The following is a 20,829-nucleotide window of genomic DNA, read 5'->3' as shown; positions in this document are numbered from 1 at the left end:
TCAGTCTCTTTAGAAGTTATATTGTAAACCCAGGTTGTAAGTACGTTGCAATGGATAAGAAAGGCCGTTCCCGCTACCTTGTTCAGGATCCCAGTATTTGAATTTGCTGAAGGTAAGCAGGTTGGTACCCGATACATAAGCGCGGAAGCCTTTGTAGGTATAACCCGCCTCCAGCGTTTTCAGTCGCAGGAAGGAACCATTGTACACCCAGAAGCTGGATGACTTCACATTGTTCTGGTTAATGACATGCGACAGGCGCGGATAAGCAGCGTTGGGATTTGGATTGCTTTCGCTCCAGTGATCATCTGCAATCCACTTGGCAATGTTGAAACCGGAGTTGGTGCCATCTGTAAAAGGATGATGCGCATTCATGTTGATGGATACTCTGCCTGTTCCCTGGAAGAAGAAGGAGAAATCGAACTTGTCATACTGGATAGATGGGCCAAATCCATACACGATTTCGGGTGTGGTTGGATTACCGATAGCCGTCGCATCATTCGCATCGATCACATTGTCGCCATTCATATCGCGGTACTTGATGTCGCCTGGTTTTACAGCGGCGGTAAAAGTGTGACGAGGCGATTTATCAATGTCTGCCTGATCAGCGAATAAACCTTCTGCCACTAGTCCGAATACGGTGTTGATCGGGTGACCGAGCACCGACATGTACGGATAGGTAAGTGCTGGTTCATCGCGCGCAGTTACTTCGTTATGTGCGTAAGTAAATGCACCACGCAGGGAGATCGACAGCTTGCTGCTGATCTTCGTATTATATTCCAGCGATGCGTCAACACCCCTGTTGGTTACGGCGCCAATGTTCGCATACGGTGTAGTGCCTTCATAACCGGCTGAGTTAGGGATAGAACGGCGTTGCATGAAGATGCCGGTACGCTTCTCGCTAAAGATGTCTGCGATCAGCATCAGCTTATTAAACAACCCTACTTCGATACCCACATTGGTTTTCTTACTTTCTTCCCACGTTGCATCCGGGTTACCGATAGCGTTCAGACTGATGCCCCTTGGCAAGGTGCGGTTCGGGCCGAGGTAAAGGTTACCGATAGCAGCATTGGTAGTAGCGGTGCTCAGGTAAGGGAAACGGATGTTCAAGGCGTCATTACCCGCTTTACCCCACGAAGCACGGAACTTCAGGTAAGTAATCTTATCCTTTATCGGGTCGAAGAACGGTTCGTTCGTTACATTCCAGCCCAATGCAAAAGAGGGGAAGAAGCCAAAACGTTTACCGCTGATGAAGTTTTCGGAACCATTGTAACCAAAGTTCACTTCCGCCAGGTAGCGACCGCCGTAACCATAAGTTAAACGACCTGCCAAACCTTGCTCGCGGCGGGGCAGTATCTCTGTTTCTGTGGCAGTAATACCATTTTCGTCATTTTGCCTGTGATGATAGAGGAGCAATGCGTTTACATCGTGCACGCCTTTAGGGCCAAACTGGCGGCCGTATTCGATAGAGCCTTGCAATGCATATTCACGCTCGCCATCTCTGCCGGCACCGTACGTAAGATAAGTAGTGCCTGCAGGACCAATATCACCCACATCCAGCTGGTAGGCGCCGTTCGCATCTACCGTGTAACCGTTAAGTGTTTTGTAGAACGGTGTTTTGGAGCGCGTCTGGTTAGAGTAGGCCATGTTGAAGAAAGACGCCAGTACGCGGGCTTTAAGGCCCTGGGTAATAAACTTCAGGTCCTGGTCAACGTTAAATACAGTGGTCAGGTAAGACTGATAAGTTTGCGCATAACCACGGTCTACCAGCGCCAGTGGGTTGATTTGCGTTACACCACCATCCCAGCCGGGGGCGTTGCCATAATAGGTAATTCCGGGATCTGCACCCTGCAATAATGCATGTGGGAACAAAGCAGGAAAATCCACCTGGTTGATCTTCATGGTGTATTGGAACAGGTCGTCTACATCCACAGAAGGCAGCTGGCGATAGTTAAGCTGCGTATTCATTTTCACACCAATACGGGTAGTAGGCGTAATGGCTGCTGATACGTTACTCTGGAACATGTAGCGCTTCAGTCCTACGTTAGAGTTGTATGGGCCGGTAGCCTGGTCCTTCAGGATGCCTGTCTCATTAAAGAAGGCAGCATTCAGAAAGTAGTTCACTTTTTTACCACCGCCTGTTACGCTTACGTTCGCGTTCTGGTTAAAGGTGTGGTCCTTAAACAGGATATTATACCAATCATTATAAGGAAAGGCATAGGGATTCAGCTTATCGCGTGTGCCGTCGATCTGCTCCTGGCTGTAGTAGGCAGGCTGACCGTTATTGCTACGCGCTTCGTTATACGTTTCCATATACTTCACCCCATCGGCGATAGGTTGAATACGTGTGGGGGCAGATAAGCCACCCTGTACACGCACGTTCACGTTCATGGATTCTCTGTTACCACCATTTTTAGTTGTGATGATCAGTACCCCGTTTGCACCGCGGCTACCGTAAAGGGCCGTAGCAGTAGCATCTTTCAGGATAGAGAAGGATTCGATCGATTCCGGAGCGATCGCGTTCAGCATGTTCGAAACGATCTCCACACCATCCAGCACGATGAGCGGACTGGTATTCGTGCCAAACGTAGATACACCCCTGATCCAGAAGTTAGCGCCGTCGGCACCCGGTGCACCATTACGTTGCACCGATATCATACCGGCGATCTTACCGGCGAAGGAGGTGGTGAGGTTGGCAGAAGTAGCCCTTAAATCTTCCGGCTTAATAGTTTGTACCGCACCAACGATGCTCGCTTTTCTTTGCGTGGTACCGTAACCTACTACCACTACCTCGTCCAGCGCACTGTTGTTGGCGCGGAGAACGAAGGGTTGGTTGGCGGCGTTGCTTCTTACGGCCACCTGCAATTCGTAGTAGCCCATCATCGTCATGTTTACGAACTTCACATCATTCGGGACGAGGAGCGAGAACTTACCGTTAGCATCCGTTACTGCACCGATGTTGCTGCGGCCGTTCGCCATCACGGTTACGCCGGGTAAGGCCTGACCGGTGGAGTCGGTCACCGTGCCCTGCATTTGTATACCATTGCTGTTGCCTGCAGGTCCAGCAACTGTTTTATTCTTTTTGATGAGGATACTGCCATCGTTGTCGCTGGTGTATTGCAGGTCCGTGGTTTTAAGCAATTCCTTTAATACATCGGCTACCAGTTGGTCTTTGAACGTTTGTGGCTGTACCTTGTAAGTGGCCATCAGTACAGGATCGTACATGAAATTGAGCCGGCTGGTCTTGCGGATTTCCTCGAGGGCCTCCGTTAAACTCACAGCGCCCACGGTGATCGAAACCCGTTTTTGAGCCACCTGCCCCAACGCGTAACCGAAGAGGCCAATCTGCAACAGAAGGGCCGCAACGAAATGGAGCGCCCATCGTCTTTTTGCGAGACGTAAAATTGTGTGCATAAGTTCTGTTAAATAAAATGATCGAATAAGTATGACGTGGATGCCGGCTTACTGCATATAAATTTTATCGCCGTCCATCCGGAAGGTGCCGTTGTGTATATCGCTGAATTTCTGAAGTATGTCCCTGATTTGTTCGTTATGCCTGAATTCCCCCGTGAAGCGACGCTGCGCCACGGCATCGTTGGCGGCTATGATCATATAACCGAAAGTGTTCCTGATACGTAATGCCAGCTCCTCGAATGACCCGTTCTGAATAAAGTTGCTTTGCTGCAACGGATCGAAGCTCGCCCTGTCGAAGTTTACCTGGGCACTTTCGCCGGTGCCCTGTTGCAGGAGGATCGCCTGTCCCGGCATAACGGCCGGGTAGTTTGCGCCGGGCAGTGAAACGGCCACCTTGCCCTCCGTTACCTGCACCTTCATTTGCGGTAAGCCTTTATAAGCGCTGATGACGAAACGTGTGCCCAATACGCGCGTTTCTGTTGTGCCGCACTGTACAACGAAAGGATGCGCGGCGTCTTTCTGCACATCGAACCAGGCTTCTCCCTCTAATATTTCTACGCGGCGCTCACTGTTGCCGAAGGCTTTGCTGATACGCAGCTGCGTACCCGCGTTCAATGCTACCTGTGAATTGTCGCTTAAACGGATGGTGCGCATTTCCTGCGGACGGGTAGAGATGGTGTCCCAGGCGGTTATGGCCACTTGTGATGACGTGTTGGCCTGGCGGGTGAGCAGCCACGTGCCGGCCGCTATACAGCCACAAAGAATGGCTGCGGCAGCGATATAACGTTTGTAAGAGATGCGTACTTTACGTGGCTCCGATACCCGCGACACGAAAGCGTCGCGCAGGTGCGTGCGGGTCGCCTCGCCTGGCAGCGGCATAGGGGCAGACGAACGTTCCAGCTCATCGAGCCAGAGAAACAGTCGTGCCTGTTCTTCATCGGTACACTGGCCTTGCCGGTATTTTTCCAGTAAACGGGCCAGTTCGGGATTGGATTCTTTCATCAGTGGATGTTGTCTTTCCTATAAGACAGCGCCCAACAGCTGAATAACCATAGCTAGTGAAAAAAAATAATGAGCAGGAGTCCTTGCTTTATTGATTGGCGTACCCGGCGGGCGGCAAGGTTGGCCTGGTTACGTACCGTTTGTTCGGAAATGCCCATGTAGCGGGCTATTTCGCGCACAGGTACATCTTCCAGTACGGCGAGCGTGTATACTTCTTTCATGCGTTGCGGCAGTTGGTTTACTTCCGCGAGAGCAGCGTTATACAATTCTTTTTCGAGTAAGCCTTCCAGGGCGGCAACACCACCAGGGCGGTGAATGTCTTGCCAGGCTTTAAGATGGTGTTCACGTGTTTGACTGGCTGCCAGGGCGTTCAGTATCCTGTTTTTGAGTGCGGCATACAGGTAAGCCTTTACCTGCTGTACTTCCGGCAGGGTATGTCGTTTTTCCCAGAGACTGATAAACAGTTCCTGCACGATGTCCATCGCTGTTTCCGTATCCTTTACGGTTTTTGCCGCGTACAGGTACAACTCTTCCCACAAGGCATCGTACAAGCCGATGATTCCCTCGTTGCGATCACTTCTGAGTAGTTTCCAATAGTCACTGATGTCAACGTTATTCATAAAGGCGCCCGGTTGTAAGCCAAAACATGGAACAAATGTACAGGATGGAGCATATAGCCTGTCTGGTGAAGCCCATTATCAATTTATTAATTCATTTGCCGGTCGGTAGTGGTGGAAATTTAGGAGATTTTGTTTGAGTTTGCAACAGGTGGGAGCGGTATGTAGCTTTAATTTAATGTGAAGGTTGCGGTTCTGGTTCCTTTTCTCTACTTTCGTGTAGCAGAAACCGGTATGAAACCCAAATGCCTTCATATCATAACCCAACACAATAGCTATGCACAAACTCCTTCGCTTTATTCCCGCGCTCATGGTAGGCGGTTCTGTTTTTATTACCGCCTGCGGTAAAGATGGCGCTCCTGGCCCTGCCGGTGAAGACGGTGCCGGTGCTGAAATTATCTACTCCCCATGGATGGATGTAGCTTTCAAACCAGATACTATTCATTTAGCAGGCGGTGGCATCGACACGGTTGGCTATTTTCTGACGATGCCAGCACCTAAGCTGACGCTGGAATTGCTCAACTCATCTGACGTAAAGGTGTTTATAAACACGGGTACTCCTGCGGCTCCCACCGTTATTGCGTTGCCCTATTATGACCCCTACTCGGGCTATAGTATCCAGGTAACAACCTACGAGAAAGAGATCGACATATATTCCAATGGCGATTTAACGACGTATACAGATAATGCAGGCAGGAAACGTCAACAATTCCGCTACATGATCGTGCCAGGTAACACTGGCGCCAGGCAGGCTAATATGCTGGACTGGAGCGACTACAACGCAGTTAAAAAACATTTCGGTATAAAAGACTAATCACATTAGCGGCCGGGCATTACGCCCGGCCGTTTTGTTTCCCGGTTTTATGTGCGTCTTGCCCGCGCAGGCTCATAAATCACGCTCGCCCCTGTATATGCCTTGATAGTTTTTAGCCCGAAGGCAATACTATTTTCTCTTGTCTAATTAAACTTCATTAAAATATTAGGAAGTTGCTGCGCGATCTTAAAAATATATTATCTTGTTAAGGATATGTTATAGCATTCTCCGCGTTATGAAGAAAGACGAATACTATAAACGTCTGGTCCTTAGGGAGTTTTATTATTCAAATGTGCTGTCAGCCCCGGAGTTAAGTGAAAGAATAGGTAAAAGCCTGCCCCTGGTGATACGAACGTTAAGCACATTAGTGGAGGAAGACATCCTGCAGGAATCGGGCTACGCACCTTCCAGCGGAGGACGCAGACCTGCCACTTATACGATTAACAAAGAAGCGTTATTTATATTATCCGTTTCGATGGATCAGCTGGTTACCCGCATATCCTTAATGAGTATGGATAACCGGCACATTAAAGGGATCACCAACATCGAACTGCCGCTCAAGAATAACCCGGATGTTCCGGCGGTACTGGCCTCACAGCTTGGACTATTGATTGAAAACGCAGGCATCAGCAAAAAGAAAATCATTGGCGTAGGGATTGGCATGCCTGGCTTTATAGATGTAACGAAAGGATTAAATCACTCTTTTCCCTTACTGCAGGCGGGTAATGTGACGATCGTAGAATACCTGTCTAAAGCGCTTGGTCTGCCGGTGTATATTGATAATGATTCCAGCGTGGTAGCACTTGCCGAATGTCATTTTGGTGTAGCACGCGGGCAGCGAAATGTGATGGTCGTGAACGTGGGTTGGGGCGTAGGTTTGGGCATGGTGCTGGAAGGCCGCCTGTTCCGCGGGCACAACGGATTTGCGGGAGAGTTTAGTCACATCCCCATTTTTAATAACAATAAATTGTGCAGTTGCGGAAAAAGCGGTTGTCTTGAAACAGAAGCGTCTTTATTGGTGTTATTAGAGAAGACGCTTGCCGGATTAAAAACAGGTCGCATTACTACGCTGCCTGCCGATTTTCCCTCGGGGCACAGTGAAACGGATGTAGAACGCATTTTAGAGGCTGCCGGTAACGGCGACAAGTTTTGTGTAGAATTATTATCGGAGATAGGATATAATATCGGAAGAGGTATCGCCATCCTGATACACATCCTCAATCCGCGGACGGTGATGCTGAGCGGGCGTGGCTCACTGGCCGGTAAATTATGGACGGCGCCCGTACAACAGGCTTTGAACGAACATTGTATTCCCCGCCTGGCTAATTATACGAGCATTGAAGTATCGAAGCTGGGCTACGACGCAGAACTGGTAGGAGCAGCAGCACTGGTGATGGAGAATTTTTTGACCACCAAATAGATGTAAAACAATAATTCCACGAGTATATATACGAACACAGTGAACATCAATTGAGCAAGAGAAATCGAGTGATAACCATTGAACCAACATCTAGCAATACAATGATCAACTAATCCCGTTACGATTACTTAAAACGCAACAGATGAACAATTGTACACCGCCATTTACGCACATGGCAAATATTCCTTAACAGTGAGGTAAACTCCTTATTAGCAGGCCCCCGCGGTCCTGTGAAACATTTTATCTAGCTAAAATCTTTACACATGATCAGACAAAAGCTGTTCTTATGTGCAGTATCCCTATTGCTCATAGGCAACGCCTCCTTTGCCCAGGTGAAACGCACCATCTCGGGCATTATCAGGGATACAAATGGCAACCCGGTCCCGTATGCCACCGTGCAAATCAAAGGCACGAGCAGCGGCACTGTAGCGGACGAATCGGGTAAATACACGATTGTTATCGATCGCCCGAATACGGTACTGGTAGTCACTTATGTGGGCTATTCCGCCAGCCAGACGACGGTAGGGGACGATAACACGCTCAACCTGGTGCTCAATCCGCCACAGGCCATGAATGAAATTGTGGTAACGGCAATGGGCGTGAAGCGCGAGGCGAAGTCGATCGGTTACTCTGCCCAAAAGGTAACCGGCGTTGAAATCTCTAAAGCTGCTGCGCCGGATATTTCTTCGGGCCTGATGGGTAAATCTGCCGGCTTAAACATCACGCCTAACAACGGCGTGCAGGGTAGTTCCAGCCGCATCGTGATCCGCGGCAATAACAGCATCCTGGGTAGCAACCAGCCGCTCATCGTGATGGATGGCATCCAGGTGCAGAACGATCCGGTAGGTGGTACGCAGCAAACTTCGGGTACGAGCCTCGAGAACCCGAAAGACTGGGGCTCTTTCATGAACTTCCTGAACCCCGATGAGGTAGACGATATCACGGTACTGAAAGGTGCTACAGCGGCCGCGCTGTACGGTGCAAGAGGTGCTAACGGGGTAATCCTGATTACGACGAAGAAGGGCGCTAAACGTCCGGGTTTGGGTGTGGATTATAGTTACTCCGCCTTGTTTACAGATGCTTACCGCTTCCAGGACGTGCAGAACGAATATGGATATGGTGGTTCTAATGCCATGTGGTCTGCTGTTCCGGAGTTTCCGCTTACCAGCACCGGTGAAAAACGGTATCCGGGCAACTATCCATGGGACGGGCAGCCGGCGGGTGATAAATACCAGGCAGCGGGCGCTGTGCCGGGTGGTTACTCTACCTGGGACTTGTTCAGCTGGTATGGACCTGCGGCTTCGTGGGGGCATAAACTCGACGGCACCGAACTGGTTTGGTGGGATGGATCAAAACGTAAATGGTCGCCACAGCCAGATAACCGCAAGAACCTTTTCCAGAAAGGCAATACACAAACGCATAACCTATCCTTCAGCGGTGGCGGCGAGTTCGGTACGATCCGCGTAGGTCTTACGCGCCTCGATAACCGCTCGGTAGCGCTTAATAGTGGCTATGATCAGAACAATGTGAATCTCGGTTCTGTACTCAATATCTCCCGTAAATTGAAAGCGGAGATCAACGCGAGCTACACCAACTATAACCGCCACAACGCGCCGGACGTAGGTTCGGAAAACAGTGTGGCCAAGTTTATGATCCATGGTATGTCGCGCGACTGGCAGCCGATCGAGCTGGATACTTACAAAAACGCAGATGGCAGCAAAAACATCTTTGATCAGACCTCTCCTTTCCGTTATTATCCTTACAACAATAACTCCTTCAAAGATCTGTTCTGGAACACCTTTGAGCACAACCAGGACATGACCAGGAACCAGCTGTTAGGCTCTATTAAGCTGTCGGCAGACATCACGCCATGGCTGAACGTAGCCGGTCGTACCTCTCTCAACTATTCCAATTCGGAAATAGAAAGCAGGTACAGCCCGATCGATGCAATTGGTGTAAGAGGTCAATACGGCGTGGAGAATATCCGCAACCAGGATGTGAACTTCGAACTGTTTACGAACCTGCATAAAGACAATATCGTAAAAGGCCTGAACGCAAACCTGCTGATCGGCAACTCCGCCCTGCGCAGCCGCTGGTACAACTACAGCGCCTGGAACAACGGCGAAAAGTCTGCCTTCGCGGTGCCGCACAAGTACTTCCTGTCTAACACCACCGGTACACTCGATCTGCCTAAAGAAGCATGGTCCAACTACAACCTGAACACCATCTTCGGCGTGCTCGACCTGTCTTACAACGACTACCTGTTCCTGCAGCTGACTGGCCGTAACGACTGGTCGTCAACCCTGCCGCTGTCCACTTCTTCTTACTTCTTCCCATCAGGAAGCCTGAGTTTTGTATTTACAGAAGCCATCAAAGGTATGAAGGACGTAAGCTGGCTAAACTTCGGTAAAGTGAAGTTGTCGCTGGCGAAGAGCGCGAACGGCGCGTTGCCTTATCAAACCAGCTACACTTACAACTCTACGGTGATTACCAATTACATCAATGGTACGGCGCCAAGTACTTTTGGCGGACTTACCATCAGGAGGTTACAGCCAAGCCTGCCACCGGCCGACCTGCTGGTGCCACAGCGCAACACATCTATCGAAACAGGATTGGAGTTAGGTTTCTTCAACAACCGTTTGAACGTAGAAGCTACTTACTACAGCACCAAAGGTACCAGCCAGATCATGGTCGGTTCTATGGCCTGGTCGTCGGGTAACAATGGTATCACCTTCAACAGCGGTGAAGTAACCAACAAGGGCATCGAGTTTATTGTACGCGCAACACCAGTAGCTACGAAAGACTTCCGCTGGAACATCACATTGAACGGTGCGCATAACCAGAACAAGATCGTTGCGCTGGATGATGGTATTGATAAATACCCGCTGCAGGACCTTTGGGGCAACAACGGCGTGCAGATGTACGTGAATGTTGGCCAGAACTACGGCACCATCTATGGTTACGATTATAAAATGCTGAACGGCCGCCGTGTGGTGAAGCCAGTATTGGATAAGAGCGATCCTACCAAAGTTGTGGGTACGCAATATGTAACTACGGATGATCCGGTGCCTATCGGTAACGCCACTCCGAAACTGACCGGCGGTTTGGGCAACACGTTCAATTATAAAGGATTCAGCCTGTATGTACTCACCGACTTCAAACTGGGTGGTGATATTTACTCTGCGGATTATGCAGCTGCTATCGGTATGGGTCTTTCGCCAAGAACGCTCAAAGAGCGTAACGGCGGCGGTTTGCCTTACACTTATCCGGATGGTACCACTGCTAACCACGGTGTAGTGCTGGACGGTGTGTTCGAAGATGGTAAAGAGAATACTGACGTAGTGCATTACATGTACAAATACGCTGGCGTATCGCAGGGCTGGTCGAACGTGAAGATGCCGCGCAGCGAGGGTATCTTCGAAAACTCATGGGCTAAACTGCGCGAGCTGAACCTCACTTACAGCCTGCCTTCCGCTTTCGTGAAACGCACCCGCGTGTTCCAGGGACTGGATGTATCGCTGATCGGCCGTAACCTGTTTTACATTTATACTTCACTGCCGGACAATCTGAACCCGGAAGCGATCAATGGTATTGGTAATGCACAGGGCATACAGTGGGCACAGTTCCCGGCGATGCGTGATTTCGGCTTCTCAATTAAAGCAAGGCTTTAACCCAAAAACTATCGACGATGAAGTACTTAAAATACATAACGAATATATGCATAGTGGCTGGCTTGCTGGCCACGGCATCCTGCAAAAGGAATTTCGAGGAGATCAACACACCACCGCTGGATGCGACAGACGCGACCACGCCGGAAATATTTAACGCCATCATCAGTTCCCTGCCTTTGGAAGGAGGGGAGCAGTCGGTGTTGAACGCGTGGATCTACCCGATCACACAGCAGGCGATCATCACCTCCGGTTCGTATCCTTACGATAATGCGATCAATGCGTTATGGTCGAACTACTATGCCGCGCTGGCCAATTACCGCATTATCGAAGATCGCATCTCGAAGGAAGCAAATCCTGCTACCATGAATAACTTGTATGCGATGCTGAAGACCGTGATGGCCTATAAAACCATCAAGATGACGAACTACTTCGGCAGCATGCCTTACAAAGATGCCGGTTATGCCGCTATCAAAAAGGCCGTAGCATACAAAGTGCCTTACGATAAACAGCCCGACATCTACGCTGCCGTGCTTACTGACCTAAAGTGGGCGGTGGACAACTTCGGCACCGGTGCCGATCAATACTCGGTAGGTGCTTATGACATGTTGCTGAAGAGCGACATTGCCCAGTGGACGAAGTTTGCCAACAGTTTACGTTTGCAGGTGGCCATTACCATGTATGACAAAAACAGTACGCTGGCGGCCACCCACATCACCGAAGCCATGGGCAAACCTTTGCTGGAAGCCGGCGAAAACATCGGTATGTGGCCTACGAAGATCCCCGGGTTGAAGTTCGACTGGCGCCAATGGTCGTTTTCCGCCAACTGTTACCTGCGCATGGGTTCTGTGATGTGGAACCTGATGTCGAACAACAACAATGCAGATGGCAGTGGTATTTTCGACATCCGCGCACGCGTGTTCTATGAGCCGAATAATGCCGGTCAATGGGCGGCTTATCCGCAGAACCCAATGACCACCACACCGTCCGAAGGTGGTGCGCCGTACGATTTCGATAAACGCAACGCCGACTGGACCAACAAGGGCGCCGCCAATATCTATTCTCCGGTTAACTTTTACTTTGAGAAAGATATCACGACTATCCCCGAACTGATGCTTACCGCCGCCCAGGTGTATTTCCTGAAGGCGGAGGCCTACAACCGGGGATTAGGAGTGGCTGCCAGTCCGGCCAACGCCAAAATCGCTTACGATGCCGGTATTGCCGCTTCACTTAACATGTGGAAAGGCATCGCCTTCGCTTCTCCCGACTGGACCGTTGGTAAACCTGCCGCCGCCGCTGCTACTGCGGGCGAGATCGCAGCCGTTACTACCAACATTAAAACCGCTTACAATCTGGTTGCGCCGGCTACCGCGCTTAACCAGATTTACGCCCAGTACTGGATAGACGCCTTCCGCCAACCCTGGGACGCCTGGACGCTGAAACGCCGTACCGGTAATAAAACCCCGATGTCTGCCGACAACGTGGGCTATTACAACGCCAACTTCGGCACCTACGCCCGTTTCGTGTACCCGCAGGAGGAGTTCAGCTTCAACAATGCGAACTGGAAAACTGAAACCGGCTCGAATGATGTGAACACTACGAAAATCTGGCTTCAGCCATAACCAGTGAAAACCGGCCGCTAAGGTCCGTTTTCATTAGTCGTGTATATGAGTTGTTTTTTTGTCAGGGCCGGCATCTGCCGGCCTTTTCTTTTGCGGGATAACCGGTACCTTTGCATACATGGCAGAGGATTTAAACATCGCAGTAGGCTCCAGGGAGAGCCAATACCAATCCCTTTTACCACAGATCAAAGCCCTTATTACCGGCGAACCTGATCAAACCGCTAACCTGGCTAACATTGCCGCCGCTTTAAAAGAGCAATTCGGTTGGCTTTGGATAGGCTTTTACCTCGTTAAAGGCGACGAACTGGTACTGGCCCCCTTCCAGGGTCCGGTGGCCTGTACGCGCATCCGTAAGGGCCGTGGCGTGTGCGGTACGAGTTGGGCGGAGGCTAAAACTCTCATTGTTCCGGACGTGGAGGCCTTCCCGGGCCATATCGCCTGCAGCAGCCTTTCAAAATCCGAGATCGTGGTGCCAATTATCCGGAATGGCGAGGTGATTGGGGTGCTGGATGTGGATAGCGTGGAGCTGGATACGTTTGGTGAGGTGGACAGGAAATATCTGGAGGAAGTGGTGTCGTGGATAGCGTAGAGGTTATATGGCCATTTTTAGCACACGGTGAAAGTAGTCAGTAATTCTACTGTTATTCTACTGTATTCTACAGAAAGTAGCCAGTTAGTAGCCAGGTACTAGCCAGTAATTCTACTGTTAATAGCCAGTTCCCCACGACGCGTACGCCCGAAATTATAAAAGCCCGTAACGACTTAGCGTCGTTACGGGCTAATTTATTTGTAATATTGGTAATATCTTATTTGATCACTGTCACCTCGATCTCGACTTTCAAGGTTTCGAAAAGACTGGTCACTTCAAGTACCGTGCTTGCCTGCCGCACTTCATGCTGTGCTATCCATTGCTGAAATAAGCCGAAGTTTTCGAAGAGTGCAGCCGCATCAGTCGTATAGATGTTAAGGCGAACAATGTTCTTCAACTCATAATCGGCCTGGAGTACCACTTTTTCAACATTCGCTAAGGCCATTAACAATTGAGTCCTCATATCGGCATTGCTGGAGATTCCATTGTCATCGATAGCCGTTTGGCCGGACACATACAGGGTGCCTTTCACTTCGCTGGTAGCGACTGCCTGCACATAACTTCTTGCGTCCTGCCACTTCCATGGGTTGATCACTTGCTTTTGCATAATTTATCGTTTTGTGCAAAGCTCGGCGTAATCAACCAGGTGGTTATGTGACAATAGTCACAAATGCCGGTTATCGCGAAAATCTGCTGAGGGTTTCCCGTGAAACGCCAAGGTAAGCGGCCAGTGTACTTTTGGGCACCCGTTGTATCAACGAGGGACTGGTTTCAATTAGTTGATCAAACCGCTCTTTAGCATTGGAAGTTAGAAAGGAGAGTATCCGTTTTTGGGAGCTAATATGGCCGCCAATCGATTTTTGGAGAAAGAAAGACTGCATCTTGGGCGACTGTTGGCATATGTCGAAAAAGCTAGCTAAAGACAGTCTGTAGACGGCCGTGTCTTCTATGCATTCTAACGAAAGTAAAGCTTTCTGTTGTTGATAAAAGGCCTGAAAATCGGTCTCCCACCAATCCTCCATGGCAAACGATAAAATATGTTGGTTAATATCGCGATCCGTATAAACCAATTTCACGAGCCCCGATAAAATAAAGTACAGATATTTCACTTCTTTGCCTTCCTGGATGATCTGTTGGCGCTTCTTGAAAGTTTGTAAGGAGAAGTGCGCCAGGACGTCCGCAAACTCATCATCCGTCAGGGATACCACCTTCCCGATATGTGCTCTCAGTGTTCGTTGCGATGCGTCCATGCTGTTAGTGGTGATCACCCATAATTACTTTACGGTGCGCCAATCCCCATTCCGTGAGATTGTTAATGATCGTTTTCAGGGACAGGCCATACTCGGAAAGCTCATACTGCACCGTGATGGGCTGCGTATCCAACACCGTCCGGGTGATAAGCTTATTAATTTCCAACTCCTTCAGTTCTTTACTAAGCATCTTGTTAGAAATGCCGTCAACGTCATTTAAGATGTCTGAAAATCTTCTCTTATTGTAATAGCAAATAGAGGATATGATGGATATTTTCCACTTGCCGTTTAGAATGTCCATGGCGTCATGTACCGCCATAATCTTTTTCTTGTTTGCTGGGCTGCAATCTTGTTCCGTCATAAGTTACTTTGTTACCCGAAAGTTACTGTTACTTTTCGTTACAAAGTTACGGAAATAAATCTACCTGCCGTAGCTTTGTAGCTCAATCATTAAAAACATTATCATGAATTTCAGTAATAAGCGTGTTGTTATCACGGGAGGAACTACAGGGATTGGATTGGCAACAGCTAAAGCATTTACCGATGCAGGGGCGAACGTGCTGATCACTGGAAGAAGCGAGTCTAACCTTCAGAAGGCCGCCCAGGAAATAGGTGATCCGAAGTTGACGACGTTAGTGTCAGATACATCTAAGATCGAAGAGTTATCCGTTTTGGAAGAGGCGGTTGCGAAAAGCGGGCACAAAGTTGATGTGCTATTCCTGAATGCCGGGATCGGTAAATTCGAGCCGCTTGGTGAGATAACGGAGGAAAGTTTTGATGCGCAGTTTAGTACAAACGTTAAGGGGCATTTGTTTACGCTCCAGAAGTTAATTCCTTATTTAGCGGATGGGGCCTCAGTGGTGTTTACGTCTTCGACCGTAGCAACGGCGGCTAATGCAGGATCGACCGTATATTCTGCGACGAAAGGCGCGCTGAATAAAATTGCCCAGATTGCTGCCAATGAATTGGCAGGCAGGAAGATACGTGTAAATATTGTAAGCCCTGGGGCGGTTGCGACACCAGGTCTGGACAGCGTCGTATCTGCGGAAACGAAGGATTATTTTGCGACCCTGAGCGCATTGCAACGGATCGGTAAGCCGGAAGAAATCGCGCAAACCGTGTTATTCCTCTCGTCTGACGCGGCCAGTTACATCACGGGTACAGAAATAGTGGCGGATGGCGGTTACCTGAATTACATGTTAAAATAATGCTACCGGGCCATCACCCGACCATCACCCAACCATCACCCAACCATCCATTCCGGGTTTTTACCCGCATTTCCCGGGCACGGGTTCGCCATTAACCGTAATCAGCCAATCCAGCCTTATCTCAAGCGTTGTATCCAGGTAAAGGTATTCGACCCCCTGGCGGGCTTGCAGGTCGGTAATGATGCCTGTCACCGTAGCTGCTTCGTGGCCAGGCTGCTGGTAGTGGACGGCCGCCGGTTGGCGGAGGGTGGCGAGGTGCTCTAAAATATCGTAGTAATTGCAGTCGATGGGGGTGTAGTCAGACATAAAACTTCAGCTTATAGAAAGGGGGTGTATCACTACACCCCCTTTTTGTTATTATATCAGGTTCTTTTTAATGTATGCGCAGCTCTGCCGTACAGATTCCAGCGGGTTGGGAATGTAATTGCTTTCGTGCTCTACGAAGAAGTGTTTCATGCCGGAAAGTTTGGCCGACTTAAAGATGGTCTTAAAGTCGATCTTCCCCTGGCCGATCACGGCGTTGAAGTCGGGATTGGCTTTGTCCATGTCTTTCACATGCCACATGGTAAAGCGGCCCGGATGGTCTTTGAACATCTGTATAGGGTCGTGGCCGGCACGAACAACCCAGTACAGGTCCAGCTCGAAGTCAACCAGTTTGCGGTCCGTATCTTTTAAGAGGATGTCGTAGCCGGTTACGTCGCCATGCTTCTGGAACTCGAAGTCGTGGTTGTGGTAGGCTACGCGCAGGCCCGATTTGGCCGCCAGTTCCGCCGCGATGTTGATCTTTTCGGCGATCTTTTTATAGTCGTCTGCATTGGAACGGAGGGAATCGACCAGGTAAGGCACCGTGATGTATTCGCTGCCGAGGATATTGGCGGCCTCGATGGCAGATTTTACTTCTTCGGTTTTACCGTCGAACAGGAACGAGCCCAGGCCATAGTGGCCACTCGGGGCGGTAAGTCCATTCGCGCTCAGCGTGGCTTTCAGCTCTTTGGGCGACAAGCCCCAATATTTGTCCTGGATGGAGTAGCCGAACGTTTCCACCTGGCTAAAACCGGCTTTGGCTACGTCGGCGATGGTACCTTTCACATTACCAGGCAGCACATCACGCAGTGACCACAGCTGAATACCCACTTTCTTTGCACGTTTACCGCTGCCGGCGGATGCAAAAGAGGGGAGCAGCAGCGCGGAAGCTGCAACACCTGCTGTGGCCAAAAAACTTCTTCTCGATATCGTCGTCATAACTAAAATGTTGATTTCAAATGGAAATAAAGATAGATAAAAAAGGCACAGCTTGTTTACCTCCCGGGGGTAACACGGGAAAAATGAAAGGGGACGGTTTCCTGTGAAATAAGTAACCTGATTTCATTAGCGAAAGTGGTGGACCTGGTAGCTGCCAGGCGTCACGGTTAGCCCTTTCATACAAACGAAAAAGGCTGCCCACCTCAGTGAGCAGCCTTTCTATCTGAATTACTTAAATACTATTGTTGCCTGTTCCCGCTTTTGGGCCTGTTGCTATGCCATTTGCGGTTGTCGCGGCTGTTCTTCTTCCTGGCGTTCGCCTGTTGTGAGGAAGACTGGCGCAACTGTACAGCAGGTATCGCCGCCGCTGCATTGGTGTTAAATTCTGGTAAAAACGGGTGTTCGTGTACCACGGGTATCTGCTGGGCAATTACCTTGGTAATGTCTTTTACATATGCCCTTTCTTCATCATCACAGAAAGAAAGCGCTATACCGCTCGCGCCTGCACGACCGGTACGACCGATACGGTGTACATAAGTCTCAGGAACGTTCGGGATTTCGTAGTTGATGACGTACGCAAGGTTGTCAACGTCAATACCACGGGCAGCAATATCCGTAGCGACCAGTACACGAATATTCCCCGATTTGAAATCAGACAGGGCGCGCTGGCGTGCATTTTGCGACTTATCGCCATGAATAGCGCTGGCGGTGATCTGCGCCTTGGCCAGGTCTTTCGCTACGCGATCGGCCCCGTGTTTGGTGCGGGTGAATACAAGTGCGCTGGTGATGGACGTGTCTTTCAATACGTGCACCAACAGGTTACGTTTCGATTTCTTATCTACATAATACAACCGCTGCTCCACCTTCTGCGCCGTAGAGGATACCGGTGTTACCGCTACCTTCGTAGGGTTGGTGAGAATAGAGTTGGCGAGATGCGATATTTCATCTGGCATAGTAGCCGAGAAGAACAGCGTCTGACGTACTACGGGCAGCTTAACGATCACACGTTTCACGTCATGAATAAAGCCCATGTCCAGCATACGGTCGGCCTCATCGAGAACGAATTGCTGGATGCCCGTCAGGTTAATGTGGCCTTGCTGCCAGAGATCCAGCAGTCGGCCCGGCGTGGCGATCAGGATATCGATACCCTGTTTCAGCTGGTTAATCTGCGAATGGGCAGATACGCCGCCGAATATCACCGCGTGTTTGATGCCGGTATGTGCGCCATAGTCGCGGAAGTTCTCGGATATCTGTATCGCGAGTTCGCGGGTGGGCGTAAGAATGAGCGTTTTAATGCGGCGCGGTCCCGGCTTCTGATCGTTATACAACAATTGCAGGATCGGGATGGCGAAAGCGGCTGTTTTACCGGTACCGGTTTGCGAACAGGCCAGCAGGTCTTTCTTTGCGAGTACTACTGGTATGGCTTGTGCCTGAATAGGTGTAGGTGTAGTGTAGCCCTGCGTTTCGAGCGCACGTAAGATGGGGTCTATAAGACCTAATTGTTCAAAAGACAAATCTTTAAAGTTTAATGTTTAAAAATGATGCTAACAATCCAAAGCTTAGTGAAAAGAGAAGGTTGCTAGATTGTATATCCACACATCATTTTTTGGAGCTTGTCCCGTATTACGGGGAGAAGGGATATAGAATAACGGGGCAAAGATAGGGTAATTTATTTTATCTGCCTATCTTTCGGTCGGTATCAAACGTTATCCTTATGCTAAATAATATGGTGAAATTCCGCTTCCTCAGCGAACCTTCCGACGTTAATTTCGGCGGTAAAGTGCATGGTGGCGCGGTGATGAAGTGGATCGACCAGGCGGGTTATACCTGTGCGGTGAATTGGAGCAGCCAGTACTGCGTAACGGTATATGTAGGCGGCATTCGGTTCATTAACCCGATCCATATCGGCGAAATGGTGGAAGTGCAGGCGCGCATTATCTATACAGGCCGCAGCAGTATGCACATCGCGGTAGATATACAGGCCATCAACCCAAAAACGAAAGTAGAAACCAAAACCACGCACTGCGTCATCGTATTCGCGGCGGTGGACGATAACGGTAAAACGGTGCCCGTACCCGCATGGGAGCCGCAAACCGACGAAGAAAAGAAACTCCAGCAATACGCCATTCGCCTGTCGGAATTACGAAAAGAAATTAATGAAGCTACGCTTGCCCAACTCGAAAAGGGCGAGTAGCCAAAAGGGAAGGGGCTGTATCAATTGAATGACACAGCCCCTTTTGCTATGGTTGGTTATTAATCGTGATGCCCTTCGCTGGTTTCAAAACCCAGCAGCGCCATCCGCACCGGACTGGCAGATACTTTATGCTTTGTTATTTTGGTAAAGTCGGCCAGGTCTACCTGGTGTACCTCACCCGCCGATGGCATCGCGATATAGGCGAACCTCGCTGTCGCTTCCAGCACTGGTTTGTAGGTGTCGGTGCTTTGTACGGCACTGATTACATTTCCTTCTTTCTTCAGGCTGCCCGTCGCCAGGTCGTAGATACGCAGCTTGCCATCCAGGCTTAACAGCAGTAAGTTCTTGCCGGCATAATCCACCTTACACTGAAACGCATCTGCCCCATTATAGATCGCGCTGATGCTTTTGCCCGCTACATCTACCAGGTAAGCACCTTTGGCAGCAGCGTAACCGATGAACTTCTTTGCGGCAGCCGCATAATAAATGCTGCCTAATCGGGCGGCACCAAAGCCTGCAGGGTTGTCGATAAAAGTTTGTTCACCGCTTTGTGATACCACTAACACGCCACCACTTGTGCCCGCTGCATCTTTAAACGCACCAAATACGGCGTTCTGTCCGTCGCTGGCGTTACCGTGAATAGCACCTGTTTCCAGGGTAGACGCAAAAGCAGTACTGCCGTCTTTTTTAATCACCAATACGCGATTGGGTGATTTGCCTGCTTCAGGAGCTGTAGTAACGGCAATAGTACCATTGTTAAACTGCGCCATAGCACCATGATGAGCAGGCAGGCCTGCATTGATAATGGTGAACTTAGCGCCCACAGTATTGAAATTGGCCTCTTCGCCCAGGCTGAGTGTGCCATCGCCATCATTAAAGATCAAAGACTCGGTGCCTTTGCTTTTGAAGTGCGTCGGCTTTAAACCCGCAGCCGTAATGGCCGTCCAGCGGGCAGGGTTTGCAACATCTACATGGTCGTCGTGCAGCGTAAGGCCTGCATCAAATACCTCTGCGAGATTTTGTGCGCCATACAGCACCGCCGCATAACGGCCCGAAGCAGTCGGGTATAAACTGGCCAATGGATGTTTGGTGTTAAAGGTAGTCGTAGCGCCCGTGTGCGGCTCCAGCTGCGTAAGGGTGCTGGCGGTTTGGTCGCTCACAAGTACACGCACGAACTGGTATTCTTTACCATCGTCATCGTGGTCGTCGTGGTGATGGTCGTCGTCTTTTTTACAGGCGAACAGGGTAGTGGCAGCTAATACAGCGGCGCCGAATAGTTTTAAGTTTCCTTTACTGAACATATTGATGGGTTTTTATGGTTAGATAATTTTGATGCTGATGCCACGAATGGTTTGCCAGCCGGCCTTGTCGGTTACCCGCACGAGAAAGTGATAATCACCCGGGTCCACATCCGCCGGAACATTAATGGAAACTTCCGGCTGGTACTCCTTTAAGCCCGCTGGTATCGTATAACTGTTGATGAACACGAAGGGGTTCACCGCTGCCTTCTTCGGATCATTCTCACAATTCACCACTTCTGTACTATGCGAATGCTGATCGAAATTGTGGTGTACGTCTACACTCACAGAACCTAGTTCGCGGTTATCTGTCAGTAACGCCCGAAAGGTGAAGGCTTCCCCGCGCTTTACCGTACCGCATTGTGTAGGGAAAGCATTGGCGATGTTAAGGCCAATCTCAGGATACGTAGTGTCCGTGTCGTCCTTATCTTTTGAGCATGAGGCTAGCAGGCCCGCCGCCAGCAGCGGGAGCAGAATGTGTTTTTTCATATGTT

Annotated in this window: 18 protein-coding genes; 7 read left to right on the top strand and 11 right to left on the bottom strand. The window is 49.9% G+C overall.

From position 1 onward, the window contains the following. Window positions 1-9 precede the first annotated feature (9 nt). From MKQ68_RS14035 to MKQ68_RS14025, 3 genes are read right to left on the bottom strand one after another with little or no spacing between them, the layout of a single operon-like run. Window positions 10-3,411: a SusC/RagA family TonB-linked outer membrane protein gene (locus MKQ68_RS14035; protein WP_264279681.1), complete on the bottom strand. Its 3,402-nt coding sequence runs from the start codon at window positions 3,409-3,411 to the stop codon at window positions 10-12. 48 nt (window positions 3,412-3,459) lie between these two features. Further along, a complete protein-coding gene (locus MKQ68_RS14030) occupies window positions 3,460-4,413 on the bottom strand; it encodes a FecR family protein (protein ID WP_264279680.1) in 954 nt (317 codons plus the stop codon). Window positions 4,414-4,466: 53 nt separating this feature from the next. Next, entirely contained in the window at window positions 4,467-5,033 is a 567-nt protein-coding gene (locus MKQ68_RS14025; protein ID WP_264279679.1) for an RNA polymerase sigma factor, read from the bottom strand. Window positions 5,034-5,307: 274 nt separating this feature from the next. On the opposite strand from MKQ68_RS14025, the gene MKQ68_RS14020 reads away from it, so the two are divergent. The 5 genes from MKQ68_RS14020 (at window position 5,308) to MKQ68_RS14000 (ending at window position 13,143) form a co-directional block, all read left to right on the top strand. Continuing rightward, window positions 5,308-5,844: a hypothetical protein gene (locus MKQ68_RS14020; protein ID WP_244845954.1), complete on the top strand. Its 537-nt coding sequence runs from the start codon at window positions 5,308-5,310 to the stop codon at window positions 5,842-5,844. 235 nt (window positions 5,845-6,079) lie between these two features. Continuing rightward, window positions 6,080-7,264, top strand: coding sequence for an ROK family transcriptional regulator (locus tag MKQ68_RS14015; protein ID WP_244845956.1), 1,185 nt, complete (start codon window positions 6,080-6,082; stop codon window positions 7,262-7,264). A gap of 263 nt (window positions 7,265-7,527) precedes the next feature. Continuing rightward, window positions 7,528-10,935, top strand: a complete 3,408-nt coding sequence (locus tag MKQ68_RS14010; protein ID WP_264279678.1) for a SusC/RagA family TonB-linked outer membrane protein — start codon at window positions 7,528-7,530, stop codon at window positions 10,933-10,935. 17 nt (window positions 10,936-10,952) lie between these two features. Further along, window positions 10,953-12,554 carry a SusD/RagB family nutrient-binding outer membrane lipoprotein gene (locus tag MKQ68_RS14005; RefSeq protein WP_264279677.1) on the top strand — a complete coding sequence of 534 codons (1,602 nt, stop codon included), beginning with the start codon at window positions 10,953-10,955 and terminating at the stop codon, window positions 12,552-12,554. Between the two features lie 118 nt (window positions 12,555-12,672). After that, window positions 12,673-13,143 (top strand): GAF domain-containing protein, encoded by a 471-nt coding sequence (locus MKQ68_RS14000; RefSeq protein ID WP_244845965.1) that lies wholly within the window; start codon window positions 12,673-12,675, stop codon window positions 13,141-13,143. 217 nt (window positions 13,144-13,360) lie between these two features. On the opposite strand, the gene MKQ68_RS13995 is transcribed toward MKQ68_RS14000, so the two are convergent. The 3 genes from MKQ68_RS13995 to MKQ68_RS13985 form a co-directional block, all read right to left on the bottom strand. Further along, the gene (locus tag MKQ68_RS13995) at window positions 13,361-13,750 is read right to left on the bottom strand and encodes a RidA family protein (protein ID WP_244845967.1); all 390 of its coding nucleotides are present in this window, start codon (window positions 13,748-13,750) and stop codon (window positions 13,361-13,363) included. Between the two features lie 70 nt (window positions 13,751-13,820). Next, window positions 13,821-14,393: a Crp/Fnr family transcriptional regulator gene (locus tag MKQ68_RS13990; protein WP_264279676.1), complete on the bottom strand. Its 573-nt coding sequence runs from the start codon at window positions 14,391-14,393 to the stop codon at window positions 13,821-13,823. A 4-nt stretch (window positions 14,394-14,397) separates the two neighbouring features. Beyond that, on the bottom strand, window positions 14,398-14,712 hold the full coding sequence (locus MKQ68_RS13985; RefSeq protein ID WP_244845969.1) for a winged helix-turn-helix transcriptional regulator: 315 nt from the start codon (window positions 14,710-14,712) through the stop codon (window positions 14,398-14,400). 145 nt (window positions 14,713-14,857) lie between these two features. On the opposite strand from MKQ68_RS13985, the gene MKQ68_RS13980 reads away from it, so the two are divergent. Beyond that, entirely contained in the window at window positions 14,858-15,601 is a 744-nt protein-coding gene (locus MKQ68_RS13980; RefSeq protein ID WP_264279675.1) for an SDR family oxidoreductase, read from the top strand. Between the two features lie 60 nt (window positions 15,602-15,661). Here the strand turns inward: MKQ68_RS13980 and MKQ68_RS13975 are convergent, their stop codons facing one another. The 3 genes from MKQ68_RS13975 to MKQ68_RS13965 form a co-directional block, all read right to left on the bottom strand. Beyond that, window positions 15,662-15,907, bottom strand: a complete 246-nt coding sequence (locus MKQ68_RS13975) for a hypothetical protein (protein ID WP_264279674.1) — start codon at window positions 15,905-15,907, stop codon at window positions 15,662-15,664. Window positions 15,908-15,958: 51 nt separating this feature from the next. Next, window positions 15,959-16,843, bottom strand: coding sequence for a TIM barrel protein (locus MKQ68_RS13970; protein WP_264279673.1), 885 nt, complete (start codon window positions 16,841-16,843; stop codon window positions 15,959-15,961). A 239-nt stretch (window positions 16,844-17,082) separates the two neighbouring features. Further along, a complete protein-coding gene (locus MKQ68_RS13965; RefSeq protein ID WP_264279672.1) occupies window positions 17,083-18,357 on the bottom strand; it encodes a DEAD/DEAH box helicase in 1,275 nt (424 codons plus the stop codon). Between the two features lie 200 nt (window positions 18,358-18,557). On the opposite strand from MKQ68_RS13965, the gene MKQ68_RS13960 reads away from it, so the two are divergent. Next, window positions 18,558-19,037 (top strand): acyl-CoA thioesterase, encoded by a 480-nt coding sequence (locus MKQ68_RS13960; RefSeq protein WP_244845976.1) that lies wholly within the window; start codon window positions 18,558-18,560, stop codon window positions 19,035-19,037. A 59-nt stretch (window positions 19,038-19,096) separates the two neighbouring features. Here MKQ68_RS13960 and MKQ68_RS13955 read toward each other — a convergent pair whose 3' ends face one another. Both MKQ68_RS13955 and MKQ68_RS13950 read right to left on the bottom strand, forming a co-directional pair. Continuing rightward, a complete protein-coding gene (locus tag MKQ68_RS13955) occupies window positions 19,097-20,338 on the bottom strand; it encodes a hypothetical protein (RefSeq protein WP_264279671.1) in 1,242 nt (413 codons plus the stop codon). Window positions 20,339-20,356: 18 nt separating this feature from the next. Next, complete coding sequence (locus tag MKQ68_RS13950) at window positions 20,357-20,824, bottom strand: DUF4625 domain-containing protein (RefSeq protein ID WP_264279670.1); 468 nt, start codon at window positions 20,822-20,824, stop codon at window positions 20,357-20,359. Between the last annotated feature and the right edge of the window lie 5 nt (window positions 20,825-20,829).

Source organism: Chitinophaga horti, assembly GCF_022867795.2.
GTDB lineage: Bacteria > Bacteroidota > Bacteroidia > Chitinophagales > Chitinophagaceae > Chitinophaga > Chitinophaga horti.
The sequence above is the reverse complement of the archived record's forward strand: the minus strand, read 5'-3'. Positions and strand labels throughout refer to the sequence as shown.

Coding starts and splice junctions, on each gene's coding strand:
- MKQ68_RS14035 (WP_264279681.1), bottom strand. CDS start 3,411: ATGCACACAATTTTACGTCTCGCAAAAAGACGATGGGCGCTCCATTTC.
- MKQ68_RS14030 (WP_264279680.1), bottom strand. CDS start 4,413: ATGAAAGAATCCAATCCCGAACTGGCCCGTTTACTGGAAAAATACCGG.
- MKQ68_RS14025 (WP_264279679.1), bottom strand. CDS start 5,033: ATGAATAACGTTGACATCAGTGACTATTGGAAACTACTCAGAAGTGAT.
- MKQ68_RS14020 (WP_244845954.1), top strand. CDS start 5,308: ATGCACAAACTCCTTCGCTTTATTCCCGCGCTCATGGTAGGCGGTTCT.
- MKQ68_RS14015 (WP_244845956.1), top strand. CDS start 6,080: ATGAAGAAAGACGAATACTATAAACGTCTGGTCCTTAGGGAGTTTTAT.
- MKQ68_RS14010 (WP_264279678.1), top strand. CDS start 7,528: ATGATCAGACAAAAGCTGTTCTTATGTGCAGTATCCCTATTGCTCATA.
- MKQ68_RS14005 (WP_264279677.1), top strand. CDS start 10,953: ATGAAGTACTTAAAATACATAACGAATATATGCATAGTGGCTGGCTTG.
- MKQ68_RS14000 (WP_244845965.1), top strand. CDS start 12,673: ATGGCAGAGGATTTAAACATCGCAGTAGGCTCCAGGGAGAGCCAATAC.
- MKQ68_RS13995 (WP_244845967.1), bottom strand. CDS start 13,750: ATGCAAAAGCAAGTGATCAACCCATGGAAGTGGCAGGACGCAAGAAGT.
- MKQ68_RS13990 (WP_264279676.1), bottom strand. CDS start 14,393: ATGGACGCATCGCAACGAACACTGAGAGCACATATCGGGAAGGTGGTA.
- MKQ68_RS13985 (WP_244845969.1), bottom strand. CDS start 14,712: ATGGCGGTACATGACGCCATGGACATTCTAAACGGCAAGTGGAAAATA.
- MKQ68_RS13980 (WP_264279675.1), top strand. CDS start 14,858: ATGAATTTCAGTAATAAGCGTGTTGTTATCACGGGAGGAACTACAGGG.
- MKQ68_RS13975 (WP_264279674.1), bottom strand. CDS start 15,907: ATGTCTGACTACACCCCCATCGACTGCAATTACTACGATATTTTAGAG.
- MKQ68_RS13970 (WP_264279673.1), bottom strand. CDS start 16,843: ATGACGACGATATCGAGAAGAAGTTTTTTGGCCACAGCAGGTGTTGCA.
- MKQ68_RS13960 (WP_244845976.1), top strand. CDS start 18,558: ATGCTAAATAATATGGTGAAATTCCGCTTCCTCAGCGAACCTTCCGAC.
- MKQ68_RS13955 (WP_264279671.1), bottom strand. CDS start 20,338: ATGTTCAGTAAAGGAAACTTAAAACTATTCGGCGCCGCTGTATTAGCT.
- MKQ68_RS13950 (WP_264279670.1), bottom strand. CDS start 20,824: ATGAAAAAACACATTCTGCTCCCGCTGCTGGCGGCGGGCCTGCTAGCC.